The sequence below is a fragment of the Methylobacterium sp. E-016 genome (assembly GCF_022829745.1).
Lineage (GTDB): Bacteria > Pseudomonadota > Alphaproteobacteria > Rhizobiales > Beijerinckiaceae > Methylobacterium.
This window is the reverse complement of the sequence record NZ_JAKSYF010000113.1, coordinates 93,982-108,139: the sequence shown is the minus strand read 5'-3', so window position 1 is coordinate 108,139 and position 14,158 is coordinate 93,982. Positions and strand designations below refer to the sequence as shown.

Genomic DNA, 14,158 nt, shown 5'->3' with positions numbered 1-14,158 from the left:
AATGGCCTGCCCGGACGGGATGCGATCCCGACCCGGCGGCACTCGGAATGCCTGCGCTGGAGGGCACGTTTGCATCGCTCGGACGCCGCAGGCAACCCTGTCGCCGCGATTTGCGGCCGCTTCGCCCCGACAGGCGGTTGCCCGGCGGGGCGCCTCCATGGGAGAAGCCGGCTCCCGCGGGGACCGATTTCCCGAGAGGTCCGCCGCGACGGCAGGATGAAGCGGCGTGGCGAAGGCGGAGGGGATCGACGTGTCTGAACCCGCACGCGGCCGCTCCGAGGCCGCCTCGCGCTCCGTCCACGTCCACGCGCCGGCGCGCCTGCATTTCGGGTTCCTCGACCTGCATGGCGGCCTCGGCCGCCGCTTCGGCAGCATCGGCCTGGCGATCGACGCCCCCGGCGTCCGACTCACCGCGAGCGCCGCCGACGGGCTGTCCGTCTCGGGACCGGAGGAGGGCCGCGTCCGCGGCTACGTCCACGCGGCGGCGAGCCATCTCGGCGTCGCCGAATCGGTCGCGATCCGGGTCGAGGAGGCGATTCCGGCTCATGCCGGGTTCGGCTCGGGCACGCAGCTCGCGCTCAGCGTGGCCGCGGCCCTGGCCCGCCTCTGGGGCAAGCCGTTCTCGGCCGAGGATTTCTCGAACGCGCTCGATCGCGGCAACCGGTCCGGCGTCGGGCTGTCGGCCTTCACCGAGGGCGGGTTGATCGTCGACGGCGGACGCGACGCCACCGGAGCGCCGCCGCCGGTGATCGCCCGCCTGGCCTACCCCGACCCGTGGCGCGTCGTGCTGATCCTCGACCGCGACGCCACCGGCATCCATGGCTCGCGCGAGCAGCGCGCCTTCGCCGAGCTGCCGCGCTTTCCCGAGCGCCAGGCCGCCGAGATCTGCCGGATCGTGCTGATGCAGGTGATGCCGGCGGCGGTGCTCGCCGAGCCGCAGGGCTTCGGCGCCGGCATCACCCAGATCCAGCGCCTGATCGGCGACCACTTCGCGCCGCACCAGGGTGGGCGCTACGCCAGCCCCGCCGTCGCGGAGGCGCTGCGGACGATCGCCGACCAGGGCGTCGCCGGCTACGGCCAGAGCTCCTGGGGGCCGACCGGCTTCGCGCTGATGCCGTCGGAGGCCGACGCCCGCGCGCTCGTCGCCGGGCTGGACCGGCCGGGCCCGCTGCGCTTCCTCATCGCGCGGGGCCGGAACACGGGCGCCGAGATCACGACCGCCTGAACCGGCACGCTTGACCGCGGGCGTCGATTGCGACTCTCAACGACACCGACCGACGATCCTCGCACCAGACAGGGAATCCCCATGGCCCGCTCGATCCTGCACATGCTGACGCCGCTCAAGCACATGAGCCCGTTCGACGTGAACATGGCCGTCGATGCCGGGTTCGAGACCATCGTCACCTACACCGACGTGACGCTGCCGGACGTGGTCTCGCTCACGCAGGATTCGATCTTCTCGCGCGCCCCCGGAGACGGCGTCCGCACCGGCATCTTCATCGGCGGCAAGAACGCCGAGGACGCCCTCGACATGGTCGACCGGGCCAGGAAGGCCTTCGTGCCGCCCTTCGCCAACCACCTGTTCGCCGACCCGGCCGGCTCCTTCACCACCGGCGCGGCGATGGTGGCGCAGGTCTCGCGGGCCTTGCGCCAGAAATTCGGCACCGGCCTGAAGGACAAGCGCATCGTCATCTTCGGGGGCGCCGGCGTCGTCGCCTACGTCGCCGCGGTGATCGGCGCGCTCGAAGGCGCCAGGACGGTGCTGGTCGGCCATGACGGCGAGGAGCGGGTCTCGAAGATCGCCTTCACGATGAAGTGGCGCTTCGGGATCGAGGTCGGCGCCATCGACGGCACCACGCCGGACGACCGCCGCAAGGCGATCGCGGATGCCGACGTGATCCTTTCGGCCGGCCCCGCCGGCATCCCGATCCTCTCGGCCGAGGATCTGCGCGCGGCCCCGAACCTGCTCGTCGCCTCGGACGTCAACGCGGTGCCGCCGGCGGGCATCGCCGGGATCGACGTCAACGCGGTGGACGTGGCGCTTCCGGTCGGCAAGGGCGTCGGCATCGGCGCGCTCGCCGTCGGCAACGTGAAGTACCAGACGCAGAAGCAGCTGTTCGGGCGGATGCTCGCGGCCGAGGCGCCGCTCTGCCTCGATTTCCGCGACGCCTACGCCCTCGCCGTCGAGATCGCCGGCTGAGACCGGCGAGGCCGGCGGGGCGATCATGGCCGGCGCGGCGATCCTGATCGCGGCCCAGTCGGGGCGGGCCCTGGCCGAGGCCGCCCGCCGCGCCGGGTTGCGCCCGTTCGTCGCCGACCTGTTCGCCGATTCGGACACCCTGGAACTCGCCGCGGCGCATCGCCCTCTCGAGGGCCGGTTCGGCACGGGACGGCTCGCGGAGACGGTGCTCGCCCATCTCGACGCGCTGTCGGCGATGGCCGGCGGTGCTCCGCTCGGCGTGGTGCTCGGCAGCGGCTTCGAGGCCGCGCCGGCGCTGATCGCTGCGATCGCGCGGCGCCATCGCCTGGTCGGCGCGGGGGCCGAGACCGTGTCCGCGCTGAAGGACCCGCTGCGCTTCGCGGCCCTGTGCGCGACGCTCGCCATCCCGCATCCGGCGGTGACGCGGGCGCGGCTCGACGACCCGAAGGCCTGGCTGCTCAAGCGGGCCGGGGGCTCGGGCGGGAGCCATATCCGCGCGGCGACAAGCGGGCCGGCGCCGGCGGGCGCCTATTTCCAGGCCCGGGTCCCGGGCCGCGCCTTCTCGCTCAACATCCTGGCCGACGCGTCGGGCGCGCGCATCCTGGCGCTGACCGAGCAGTGGAGCGTGCCGTCTACCCTACGCCCGTTCCGCTATGCCGGCGCGCTGGCGCCGGGGCGGCGGGAGGCCTCCGCGCTGCCGGAGGCCATCGTCGCCGCCGTCGCGGAGGCGGCCGACGAGCTGGTCCGCGCGACCGGGCTGCGCGGGCTCGCGAGCGTCGACTTTCTGTCCGACGGCGAGGCATGGTGGCTGACCGAGATCAACCCGCGCCCGGGCGCCACCCTCGACGTGCTCGACCGGCGCGGCGTGCCGCTGCTGCACGCGCATGTCGAGGCCTGCCTCGACCACGCGCCCGAGATCGGGCCGGCGCCGGAGGATGCGGCGGCCTCGCAGATCTGTTACGCGGCGCGGGATCACGCCGTCGTCCCGGCGGTCGCCTGGCCGGACCACGTGCGGGACCGGCCCCGCGCCGGTACACGGGTGATGCGGGACGCCCCGCTCTGCACGGTCCTGGCGGGGGGGCCGGACGGGCCGGCGGCACGACAAGAATTGGGGACCCGGATCGCCAGCTTGCGCGACCGGCTGTCCGAGGAGGAAACGCATGAGCACCAACCAGCCGAGCCTGAACGCCATCGCGACGCCCCTGGTGGAGCGCTTCGTCGCTGACGCCGACGTTCTGCGCCTGTCCGTGACCCAGGCGCCGGGCGGCGCGCGCATGGTCGATGCCGGCGCCTCGGCGCGCGGCTCGATCGAGGCCGGCCGCCGGATCGCCGAGATCTGCCTCGGCGGCCTCGGTACCGTCTCGATCAGCCCGTCGGGCCCGATCCCGTCCTGGCCGTACTCGGTGGTCGTCCACGCCGCCGACCCGGTGCTGGCCTGCCTCGGCAGCCAGTATGCCGGCTGGTCGCTCGCCGACGAGGACGGCGATTCCGACTTCTTCGCCCTCGGCTCCGGCCCGGGCCGCGCCGTCGCCGTGGTCGAGGACCTCTACAAGGAGCTCGGCTACCGCGATTCGGCCACGAAGACCGCCCTGGTGCTCGAGGCCGCCGGCGGGCCGCCGGCCAGCGTCGTCGCCAAGGTCGCCGAGGCCTGCTCCCTGCGCCCGGAGGACCTGACCTTCATCTTCGCGCCGACCCAGAGCCTCGCCGGCGCGACACAGGTCGTTGCCCGCGTGCTCGAGGTCGCCCTCCACAAGGCGCACACGGTCGGCTTCGACCTGCACCGGATCGTCGACGGCATCGGCTCGGCGCCGCTGTCGCCGCAGCACCCGGACTTCATCAAGGCGATGGGCCGCACCAACGACGCGATCATCTACGGCGGCCGGGTCCAGCTCTTCGTCGACGCCGACGACGCGGAGGCCAAGCAGCTCGCCGAGCAGCTGCCCTCGACCACGTCGAGCGACCACGGCGCGCCCTTCGCCGAGATCTTCTCGCGGGTGAACGGCGACTTCTACAAGATCGACGGCGCGCTGTTCTCGCCGGCCGAGGCGATCGTGACCTCCATCCGCACCGGCGCGACCTTCCGCGGCGGCAAGCTGATGCCGGAGCTGGTCGAGGCGTCGTTCTCGTAGCGGCAGTCGAGGCCGGCTTTCACGACACGAAGGCCATCGCCCGCGGCTCTCCCGGGGTTTCCCCACCATCGTCATTCCGGGGCGCCGCAGGCGAGCTCGGAATCCAGATCCGCCGTGGCGGCAAGCTCGGGCACCGTCGGCGCCTCTGGATCCCGGGCTCCGCTTCGCGGCCCCGGGATGACGGCGTGGAGCGGGAGGGCAATGCGTGTCGGCGGAACCGGCGGCTTGAACCATCCTTGGGGTGACCGACAGAATGCGCATCGCGCTCGCGGCCGACAACGGCAATTGGCACAAGGCCCGGCTCCTGGCGGCGCTTCGCGCGCAGGGCGTCGAGCCGGTGCTGTTCTCGCTCGCCGACGTGGCGATCGTCACCGGCGGCGGCGAGCCCCTCCAGGTGCCGGGCTTCGCCGGGACGCTGCCCGACGGCGTGCTGCTGCGGACCATCGCCGGCGGTACCTTCGAGGCCACGACGATGCGTCTGGGCGTGCTGCATGCGCTGGTGGCCTCGGACGTCACCGTCTGGAACGGGCCGGTCGCGATCGAGCGCTCGGTCGACAAGGCGGCGACCAGCCTGATGATCGCCCGCGCCGGCCTGCCGACGCCCGACACCTTCGTCTGCTCGAAGCGCACGGCCGCCGCCGAGATCGTCGCGCGCGAGGCCGGCCCCGGGCGTCCCCTGGTGCTGAAGCCGCTGTTCGGCTCGCAGGGCGAGGGGCTGCAGCTGATCGAGCGGCCGGACGACCTGCCGCCGGAGGATGCGGTCTCGCGGGTCTACTACCTCCAGCGCTACGTGCCCCGCAGCGACGGGCTGTGGCGCGACTACCGCGTCTTCGTCTGCGAGGGCAGGGCCATCGCCGGGATGATCCGCGAGGGCGACGGCTGGATCACCAACGTCCACCTCGGCGGCCGCCCGCTGCCCTGGGCGATGCCGGCGCGGGCGGCCGAGCTCGCCGAGGCCGCCGCCGCCGCGGTCGGCGTCGACTACACCGGCATCGACCTCGTCGAGGACGGGGAGGGCGGCTTCCTCGTGCTCGAGGTCAACTCGATGCCGGCATGGTCGGGGCTGCAAAAGGTCTCGGAGGTCGACATCGCCGGGGCGGTGGTGCGCGGCTTCCTCGCCGCCGTCCGGTCCGCGCGCCGGCCGCGGCTCGTGGTCGCCTGATGCGCCTCGCGCCGGAGGCGATCGCGGCCTCGTACCAGGCGGCGTGCCTGGCCGAGCTCGACGCCCTGAAACCCGGCAACGTCCACGCCTACGCCGCCGGCCATCGCATGGCGGTGGCCGATTTCATGACGAGCGCCGCGGTGTCGGCGCCCGCCCTGGCACGCGGCGGAGCCGGGCTCGGCGCACGGGTCCGCGACGCGGTCGCGGCGACGATGACGGCGGTGGGACAGAACACCAACCTCGGCATCCTGCTGCTCTGCGCGCCCCTGGCGCTGGCCGCCGAGCGCGGAACCACCGTGGCCGAGGTGCTGGCCGGCCTCGAACCGGCGGATGCGCAAGGCGTCTTCGACGCGATCCGCCTCGCCAACCCGGGCGGGCTCGGCCGGGCCGGACGGCACGACGTGGCCGCGCCGGCCCCGGATTCCCTGGTGGCGGCAATGCAGGAGGCTGCCCCGCGCGACCGCATCGCCCGCGCCTATACCGACGGCTTCGCCGACCTCGTCCGGGTCGGCCTCCCGGCTCTGGCGGCCGCGCGCGAAAAGGATCTCGAACCGGCCTGGTGCACCACCGCCGTGCATCTCGCCTACCTGCAGGCGTTTCCCGACAGCCACGTGGCACGCAAGCACGGCGCCGACCGGGCGGAGGCCGTGCGGTCCGAGGCCGTGGAGGCGCTTACAGGCCTCGACCTGCGCGCCCGGCCTGTGGAGCGCCTGCTGGCGCTCGACGCGGCATGGAAGGCCGCCGGGATCAATCCCGGCACCAGCGCCGATTTCACCGTCGCCACGCTGTTCTGCGATGCCCTCGCATCCGCGGGCGCCCGCGTCGCGGACCCTGTGGGCGTCCTCTGAAAAAGTTCCCGCCGTCAAGCGCCGGGCCGCACTTTTAATATCGATTTCAGCGCGTTGCCATGGGTTGTGACGGGCCGGACCGCGCTGTAGGGTCCGCGCCGCTATCCGGGCTAACCGGCCCGGCTTTTCCAAGGCCGGGCGTCGCGAACAAGGATGGCTTCCGGCCGCGCCCGACTCGACGGGCCGCGGTCCTTGAGTTTGGAATCCAGGGAGAAAACCCGAATGGCAAAGATCACCAAGGTCCAGGTCGGCGAAGCCCTCGTCGGCGACGGCAACGAGGTCGCCCACATCGACCTGATCATCGGACCGCGCGGTTCGCCGGCCGAGACCGCCTTCTGCAACGGCCTCGTGAACAACAAGCACGGCTTCACCAGCCTGCTCGCGGTCATCGCGCCGAACCTGCCGTGCAAGCCCAACACCCTGATGTTCAACAAGGTGACCATCAACGACGCCCGTCAGGCCGTCCAGATGTTCGGCCCCGCCCAGCATGGCGTCGCCATGGCCGTGCAGGACGCCGTCGCCGAGGGCATCATCCCCGCCGATGAGGCCGACGACCTGTTCATCCTGGTCGGCGTGTTCATCCACTGGGAAGCGGCCGACGACGCCAAGATCCAGAAGTACAACTACGAGGCCACCAAGCTGTCGATCCAGCGCGCCGTCTCCGGCGAGCCGAAGGCCGCCGCGGTCACCGAGCAGCGCAAGTCCGCGACCCACCCCTTCGCCGCGAACGCTTAGATCGGGGACAGTCCTGGGCAGAGCGCGCCTCCGCCCGCACCGCGGGGCCTGCTCCAGCGACTGGCCTCTATCTTCCTCGGACGATAGAAACACGAAGGCGGGACGGCGAAAGCCGCCCCGCCTTCTTTCGTTCGTCGCGTTCCCTTGCGATCCGCCTGCCCCGGGCGAGCCAGATCCGGGCACGCCGACCCCGACCACCCCGACGCGAGGCCCGGCATGAGCGAGACGAGCAATACCTTCAAGAAAGCGCCCAAGCGCAAGAAGGAGAAGGCCCGCACGGTTTCCGTCTCCCCGGAGATGCGGCAGGCCTACGCCGACCTGATCACCGAGAAGGCGACCAAGCAGGAAAGCTACGGGCGCCACCTGCCGGGGACCGAGACGAAGCGTTAGCGCGGACGGTACGCTGCACGACCGGCTCGAACCCTCGTCGGGTCGCCCGTCGCGGACGTGCGGTGCGTCCCCTCTCCTGACCCCCTCACGGGGGCCACCCTCCCCCGCAGAGGGGGGAGGGTGGGCACGGGCGCCTCGACGCGATGCGTGACGATGGCCCGAACGGGAGCGTGCCACGACGCGCCGCGCGCGAATCCCAGGGCCAAAGAAAAACCCGCGCCCCCTGAGGGACGCGGGTCTTAAAGCTTCGAAGAGTTCGCGTCAGCCGCGCGGAAAACCCGCCGCCTCGATCACGTCCTCGACCGTCCGCAGGCCGGCGCGCGGAGAGTTGACGAGGCAGGCCATGTTGCCGGGCGGGTGCTGGTTCTTCCACATCTTGGTATGCGCCTGCGGGATCTTCTCCCAGGGGAACACCTCGCTCATGCACGGGTCGACCCGGCGGTCGATCACGAACTGGTTGGCGGCCGAGGCCTGCTTGAGGTGGGCGAAGTGCGAGCCCTGGATGCGCTTCTGGCGCATCCAGACGTAGCGGGCGTCGAAGGTGATGTTGAAGCCGGTGGTGCCGGCGCAGAACACCACCATGCCGCCGCGCTTCACCACCAGCGCCGAGACCGGGAAGGTCGCCTCGCCCGGGTGCTCGAACACGATGTCGACGTCGTTGCCCTTGCCGGTGATGTCCCAGATTGCCTTGCCGAACTTGCGGGCTTCCTTGGTCCAGGCGTTGAACTCCGGCGAGTTCACCTTGGGCAGCTGGCCCCAGCAGTCGAAGTCCTTGCGGTTGATGACGCCCTTGGCGCCGAGGCTCATCACGTAGTCGCGCTTCGACTCGTCCGAGATCACGGCGATGGCGTTGGCGCCGGACGCGGCGCAGAGCTGGACGCCGAACACGCCGAGGCCGCCCGAGGCGCCCCAGATCAGCACGTTCTGGCCGGGGCGGACGGTGTGCGGCGCGTGGCCGAACAGCATGCGGTAGGCGGTGGCGAGCGTCAGCGTGTAGCAGGCGGCCTCCTCCCAGGTGAGGTGCTGCGGCCGCTTCATCAGCTGGCGCGACTGCACCCGGCAATACTGGGCGAACGAGCCGTCGGGAGTCTCGTAGCCCCAGATCCGCTGCGAGGACGAGAACATCGGGTCGCCGCCGTTGCACTCCTCGTCGTCGCCGTCGTCCTGGTTGCAGTGGACGATGACCTCGTCGCCGACCTTCCAGCGCTTCACCTTGGCGCCGACCGCCCAGACGATGCCGGACGCGTCGGAGCCGGCGATGTGGTACGCGGCCTTGTGCACGTCGAAGGGCGAGATCGGCTCGCCGAGGCCGGCCCAGACGCCGTTGTAGTTCACGCCGGCGGCCATGACGTAGACCAGGACCTCGTCGTCGCCGATGTCCCAGACCGGCAGCACCTCGAGCTGATGCGAATCCTCCGGCGGCCCGTGGCGCTCGCGGCGGATCGCCCAGGCATACATCTTGGCGGGCACGTGACCGAGCGGCGGGATCTCGCCCATCTCGTAGAGGTCCTTGACCTCGCCCGTCCCGGCGCTGGCCGGTTGCAGTGCCGCGCTGGCAGCCATCGTCTCTCTCCTGAATCCGTTTCGTGCCCGCTCGCGGTTCTGACGACGCCGCGGTTCCGGCCTAGCGCTATAACGGCGAAGGATGAGGCGTCCAAGGGTCTGCAAGTCGTCCGAAAGGCCAGGAGTACGGTGTCCGACAAGAAAAAAGGCGCCGGCTCATGCCGACGCCTTCTGGATACAAAATTAACTTGGCGGCCACCCAAAAACTATTCGGCGGCGGCCTTGCTCGTCTCGATGCCGAGACCTTCCGCGACCCCGCGGCCGAAGTCGGGATGCACCCTGTACCAGTGCCCGATCATCCGGTCCTGGATGTGGCGCGGCGAGTCGCCCATCGAGGTGACGATGTTCTCCACGAGCCGCTTGCGCTCGCCGTCGTCGAATACCTTCGTCCATAGGTCCCGCGGCTGGCCGTAGAGGTCGGCGTCGTCGCCCGGCCAGCCGTAGCGGCCGGCATCCCCGGTGATCCGCAGCGGCGGCTCGGCCACCGACGGATCCTCGACCGGCCCGCCGAAGGAGTTCGGCTGGTAGTCGACCTGCGCGCCGTGGTTGCCGTCCGTGCGCATCGCGCCGTCGCGATGGTAGGTCTGGACGGCGGCCTTCTTCGCCTGGTTCACCGGGATCTGCTGGTAGTTGATCCCGAGGCGGTAGCGGTGCGCGTCGCCGTAGGAGAGCAGGCGGTTCTGCAGCATCTTGTCCGGCGAGAAGCCGATGCCGGGCACGACGTTCGAGGGCTCGAAGGCCGACTGCTCGATTTCGGCGAAGTAGTTCTCCGGGTTCCGGTTGAGCTCCATCTCGCCGATCTCGATCAGCGGATAGTCGCCGTGCGGCCAGACCTTGGTGAGGTCGAACGGGTTGATGCGGTAGGTATCGGCGTCGAGCTCGGGCATCAGCTGCACCGAGACCTTCCACTTCGGGAAGTCGCCCTTCTCGATCGCGGTCGAGAGATCGGCGGCCGAGTAGTCCGGATCCTCGCCGGCGATCTTGTCGGCTTCCGCCGCAGAGAAGTTCTGGATGCCCTGCTGGGTGTGGAAGTGGAACTTCACCCAGTGCCGCTCGCCAGCCTCGTTCCAGAGCGAGAAGGTGTGCGAGCCGTAGCCGTTCATGAAGCGGGCCGACTTCGGCGTGCCGCGGTCCGAGTACAGGATCATGACTTGGTGGATCGCCTCGGGGGAGAGGCCCCAGAAGTCCCAGCGGCGCCAATGGGGTTTCAGGTGGGTGCGCGGATCGCGCTTCTGGGTGCGGATGAAGTCGGAGAACTTGATCGCGTCGCGGACGAAGAAGATCGGCGTGTTGTTGCCGACGAGGTCCCAGTTGCCTTCCGAGGTGTAGAACTTCAGCGCGAAGCCGCGCGGATCGCGGGCGGTGTCGGCCGAGCCGGATTCGCCGCCGACCGTCGAGAAGCGCGCCACCATCGGCACGTCCTGCCCGACCTCGGTCAGCACCTTGGCACGGGTGTACTGCGACAGGCTCCGGGTCAGCCGGAAGGTGCCGTAGGCGCCGTAGCCCTTGGCGTGGACGACCCGCTCCGGGATCCGCTCCCGGTTGAAATGCGCCATCTTCTCGATGAGATGGTAATCCTGCATCAGCACCGGGCCGCGGGTGCCGGCGGTGAGCGAGTTCTGGTTGTCGGAAATCGGGTTTCCGAACGCCGTCGTCAGACGGGGCGAGGTGTCTGCCATCGTGCAGGGCTCCTTTGATTGGTGATCCGCGTGGTCGGGCGCGCACGCCGCGCGTCCAGGTCCGAATGCGGCCAGCCAACGCGCGTCGAGCGGTTTGGAACCGTTCGAAACCGCGGCGGTGCCACCGATCCCCGTCAAATTTCCTTGATGTCGACCCTGAGATTTTTGCGGGCGCCTTGCCGTCCGGTGACGGGCGCCGGCCCTTCGCATGAGATGACGGCCCGCGACGGCTTCGCTACGGTGCGCCGCAAGGGGCGGGGCGAGCGAGCCGCGCGACGAACGGATCAGCGGAGACGGGTGACATGAGCGCGAGCGCGAGCGTCGACGGGGTGAAGCGCGACAAGCCTTGGATCATCCGCACCTATGCGGGCCATTCGAACGCCAAGGAATCGAACGCGCTGTACCGGGGCAACCTCGCCAAGGGGCAGACCGGCCTGTCGGTCGCCTTCGACCTGCCGACCCAGACCGGCTACGACCCCGACCACGAGCTGGCGCGCGGCGAGGTCGGCAAGGTCGGCGTCTCGATCGCCCATCTCGGCGACATGCGGACGTTGTTCGACGACATCCCGCTCGTCCAGATGAACACCTCCATGACGATCAACGCCACGGCGCCGTGGCTGCTGTCGCTCTACCTCGCGGTGGCGGAGGAGCAGGGCGCGCCGTTCTCGGGGCTGCAGGGCACCACCCAGAACGACATCATCAAGGAGTATCTGTCGCGCGGCACCTACGTGTTCCCGCCGGCGCCGAGCCTTCGGCTGACCAAGGACGTGATCCTGTTCACGACCAAGGAGGTGCCGAAGTGGAACCCGATGAACGTCTGCTCCTACCACCTGCAGGAGGCCGGGGCGACGCCGGTGCAGGAGCTGTCCTACGCGCTCGCCATCGCGATCGCGGTGCTCGACACCGTGCGGGACGACCCGAACTTCGATGCCGAGAGCTTCCCGGAGGTGTTCGGGCGGATCTCGTTCTTCGTGAACGCAGGCCTGCGGTTCGTCACCGAGATCTGCAAGATGCGCGCGTTCTCCGAGCTGTGGGACGAGATCGCCCAGGAGCGCTACGGCATCGACGACCCGAAGAAGCGGATCTTCCGCTACGGCGTGCAGGTGAACTCGCTCGGCCTCACCGAGCAACAGCCTGAGAACAACGTCCACCGCATCCTGATCGAGATGCTGGCGGTGACGCTGTCGAAGCGGGCGCGCGCCCGTGCGGTGCAGCTGCCGGCCTGGAACGAGGCGCTCGGCCTGCCGCGCCCGTGGGACCAGCAGTGGTCCATGCGGATGCAGCAGATCCTCGCCTTCGAGACCGACCTGCTCGAGTACGACGACATCTTCGACGGCTCGAAGGTGATCGACGCCAAGGTCGAGGCGCTCAAGGTCGAGACACGGGCCGAGCTTGAGCGCATCGGCGGGATCGGCGGCGCGGTCGCCGCGGTCGAGACCGGCGCGCTCAAGCGGTCGCTCGTCGAATCCAATGCCCGCCGCATCTCGGCGATCGAGGCCGGCGACCAGATCGTCGTCGGCGTCAACAAGTGGCAGCAGGGCGAGCCCTCGCCGCTCACCGCAGGCGAGGGCGCGATCTTCACCGTGTCCGAGACGGTCGAGATGGAGGCCGAGGCCCGCATCCGGGACTGGCGCGCGAAGCGCGACGACAACGCCGTCGGCAAGGCGCTCGAGGAGCTCGAGGCGGCGGCGCGCTCGGGTGCCAACATCATGCCGGTCTCGATTGCCGCCGCGAAGGCCGGCGTCACGACCGGCGAGTGGGGGACGCGCCTGCGTGAGGTGTTCGGCGAGTACCGCGCGCCAACCGGCGTCACTCTTCAGACCGTTTCGTCCGGTGCCGCCGAGGAGGCCAAGCTGCTGATCGCCGATCTCGGCGAGCGCCTCGGCGAGCAGCCGCGCCTCGTCGTCGGCAAGCCCGGCCTCGACGGCCACTCGAACGGCGCCGAGCAGATCGCGCTGCGCGCCCGCGACGTCGGATTCGACGTGACCTACGACGGCATCCGCCAGACCCCGGCCGAGATCGTCGCGAAGGCGAAGGAGACCGGCGCCCACGTGGTCGGCCTCTCGATCCTCTCCGGCAGCCACGTCCCGCTGGTGCGCGACGTGAAGGCGAAGATGCGCGAGGCCGGCCTCGACCACATCCCGCTCGTGGTCGGCGGCATCATCTCGCCCGACGACGAGCTGGTCCTGAAGAACATGGGCGTCTCGGCGGTCTATACGCCGAAGGACTACGTGATCGACACGATCATGATCGGCATCGCCAAGGTGGTCGAGCGCGCGATCGACAAGACCAACCGCACCGACGGCGCCGCGAAGGGCAAGGACGCGGCGGCGCAGGTCTATTGAGGCGCGAGGCCGCCGGCTGCAGCGACACGCGCGCACCCGACGGCTTCACCCGGGCGGCCCGGGAGCGTAGAGCGGCACCATGCTCGCCCCCCTCATCGCGGTTCCGCTCGCCGCGGCCCTCAGCGCCGGCCTGATCGTCCGGCTCCGGCCGCTGCTGGTCCGCTACGCGCTGGCCCGCCCCAACGCGCGCTCGAGCCACACCGAGCCGACGCCGCAGGGCGGGGGGATCGCCGTCGTCGCGGCGACCCTCGCGGTGACGGGGCTGCTGCTCGCCGCGCCGGATGCGGGCCGCGACGTGCTGGTGCTCGGGCTCGGCGCCGTGGTGCTCGCCCTGGTCGGCGCCGTCGACGACATCCGCCCGCTGCCGGCGTCGCTTCGCCTCGTGCTGCAGGCCCTCGTCGTCGCCGCCCTGGTGGCGAGCGTCGACGGACGGCTGGTGCCGACCCTGCCGCTCGCGGTGGAACGGGTGCTCGCGGTGCTCGCCGGGATCTGGTTCGTGAACCTCGTCAACTTCATGGACGGGCTCGACTGGATGACGGTCGCCGAAACGGTGCCCGTTACCGGCGCGCTGATCCTGCTCGGCGGGTCCGGCGCCTTGCCGCCGGCGGCGATCCTCGTCGCCGCGGCCCTGCTCGGGGCGATGCTCGGCTTCGCGCCGTTCAACCGGCCGGTGGCGAAGCTCTTCCTCGGCGATGTCGGCTCGCTGCCACTCGGGCTGATCCTGGCCTGGCTGCTGTACCGGCTCGCCCTCGCGGGCGGCCTCGCCGCGGCGATCCTGCTGCCGCTCTACTACCTCGCCGACGCCACCCTCACGCTGATCCGGCGCGCCGCCCGGCGCGAGCCGGTGTGGCAGGCGCATCGCAGCCACTTCTACCAGCGGGCCACCACGAACGGCATCGCGGTGACCGGCGTCGTCGGACGCGTGCTCGCGCTCAACGCGTGCCTGGCCGCGCTCGCCGAAGCGACCTTGTTTTGGCCCTCGCCGGCCATCACCCTCGGTGCCCTGGCGGTCGGATGCGGTCTCGTCGGATCGGTGCTGGTTCGATTCGCGCGGGCGCCGGCCAAGCACGGAGTGACGACGTCTTGAGCCAACTGATCGCGCTCACC

Annotated in this window: 12 protein-coding genes; 10 read left to right on the top strand and 2 right to left on the bottom strand. The window is 70.9% G+C overall.

What is annotated here, in order from left to right:
• The first annotated feature begins 250 nt into the window (after positions 1-250).
• From MKK68_RS14300 to MKK68_RS14265, 8 genes are all read left to right on the top strand, one after another.
• A complete protein-coding gene (locus tag MKK68_RS14300) occupies positions 251-1,225 on the top strand; it encodes a beta-ribofuranosylaminobenzene 5'-phosphate synthase family protein (protein WP_147728226.1) in 975 nt (324 codons plus the stop codon).
• Positions 1,226-1,306: 81 nt separating this feature from the next.
• On the top strand, positions 1,307-2,200 hold the full coding sequence (locus MKK68_RS14295; RefSeq protein WP_147842522.1) for an NAD(P)-dependent methylenetetrahydromethanopterin dehydrogenase: 894 nt from the start codon (positions 1,307-1,309) through the stop codon (positions 2,198-2,200).
• Positions 2,201-2,225: 25 nt separating this feature from the next.
• Positions 2,226-3,425 carry an ATP-grasp domain-containing protein gene (locus tag MKK68_RS14290; protein WP_244030833.1) on the top strand — a complete coding sequence of 400 codons (1,200 nt, stop codon included), beginning with the start codon at positions 2,226-2,228 and terminating at the stop codon, positions 3,423-3,425.
• A complete protein-coding gene (mch, locus tag MKK68_RS14285) occupies positions 3,361-4,329 on the top strand; it encodes a methenyltetrahydromethanopterin cyclohydrolase (RefSeq protein ID WP_244030831.1) in 969 nt (322 codons plus the stop codon). Before MKK68_RS14290 ends, mch begins: the two co-directional genes overlap by 65 nt.
• A 253-nt stretch (positions 4,330-4,582) precedes the next feature.
• Positions 4,583-5,491 (top strand): RimK family alpha-L-glutamate ligase, encoded by a 909-nt coding sequence (locus MKK68_RS14280; RefSeq protein ID WP_147842520.1) that lies wholly within the window; start codon positions 4,583-4,585, stop codon positions 5,489-5,491.
• Entirely contained in the window at positions 5,491-6,339 is an 849-nt protein-coding gene (locus MKK68_RS14275) for a triphosphoribosyl-dephospho-CoA synthase (RefSeq protein WP_244030829.1), read from the top strand. Before MKK68_RS14280 ends, MKK68_RS14275 begins: the two co-directional genes overlap by 1 nt.
• 222 nt (positions 6,340-6,561) lie before the next feature.
• Positions 6,562-7,074, top strand: a complete 513-nt coding sequence (gene fae, locus MKK68_RS14270) for a 5,6,7,8-tetrahydromethanopterin hydro-lyase (RefSeq protein WP_147726855.1) — start codon at positions 6,562-6,564, stop codon at positions 7,072-7,074.
• Between the two features lie 216 nt (positions 7,075-7,290).
• Positions 7,291-7,464, top strand: a complete 174-nt coding sequence (locus MKK68_RS14265) for a hypothetical protein (protein ID WP_187274654.1) — start codon at positions 7,291-7,293, stop codon at positions 7,462-7,464.
• 261 nt (positions 7,465-7,725) lie between these two features.
• On the opposite strand, the gene ccrA is transcribed toward MKK68_RS14265, so the two are convergent.
• Both ccrA and MKK68_RS14255 read right to left on the bottom strand, forming a co-directional pair.
• Positions 7,726-9,027 (bottom strand): crotonyl-CoA carboxylase/reductase, encoded by a 1,302-nt coding sequence (ccrA, locus tag MKK68_RS14260; protein WP_147726857.1) that lies wholly within the window; start codon positions 9,025-9,027, stop codon positions 7,726-7,728.
• 206 nt (positions 9,028-9,233) lie between these two features.
• On the bottom strand, positions 9,234-10,706 hold the full coding sequence (locus MKK68_RS14255; protein WP_147726859.1) for a catalase: 1,473 nt from the start codon (positions 10,704-10,706) through the stop codon (positions 9,234-9,236).
• Between the two features lie 302 nt (positions 10,707-11,008).
• Between MKK68_RS14255 and MKK68_RS14250 the strand changes: the two genes are divergently transcribed.
• Complete coding sequence (locus MKK68_RS14250; RefSeq protein WP_147726860.1) at positions 11,009-13,051, top strand: protein meaA; 2,043 nt, start codon at positions 11,009-11,011, stop codon at positions 13,049-13,051.
• A gap of 79 nt (positions 13,052-13,130) precedes the next feature.
• Positions 13,131-14,138 (top strand): MraY family glycosyltransferase, encoded by a 1,008-nt coding sequence (locus MKK68_RS14245; protein WP_244030828.1) that lies wholly within the window; start codon positions 13,131-13,133, stop codon positions 14,136-14,138.
• Positions 14,139-14,158 lie beyond the last annotated feature (20 nt).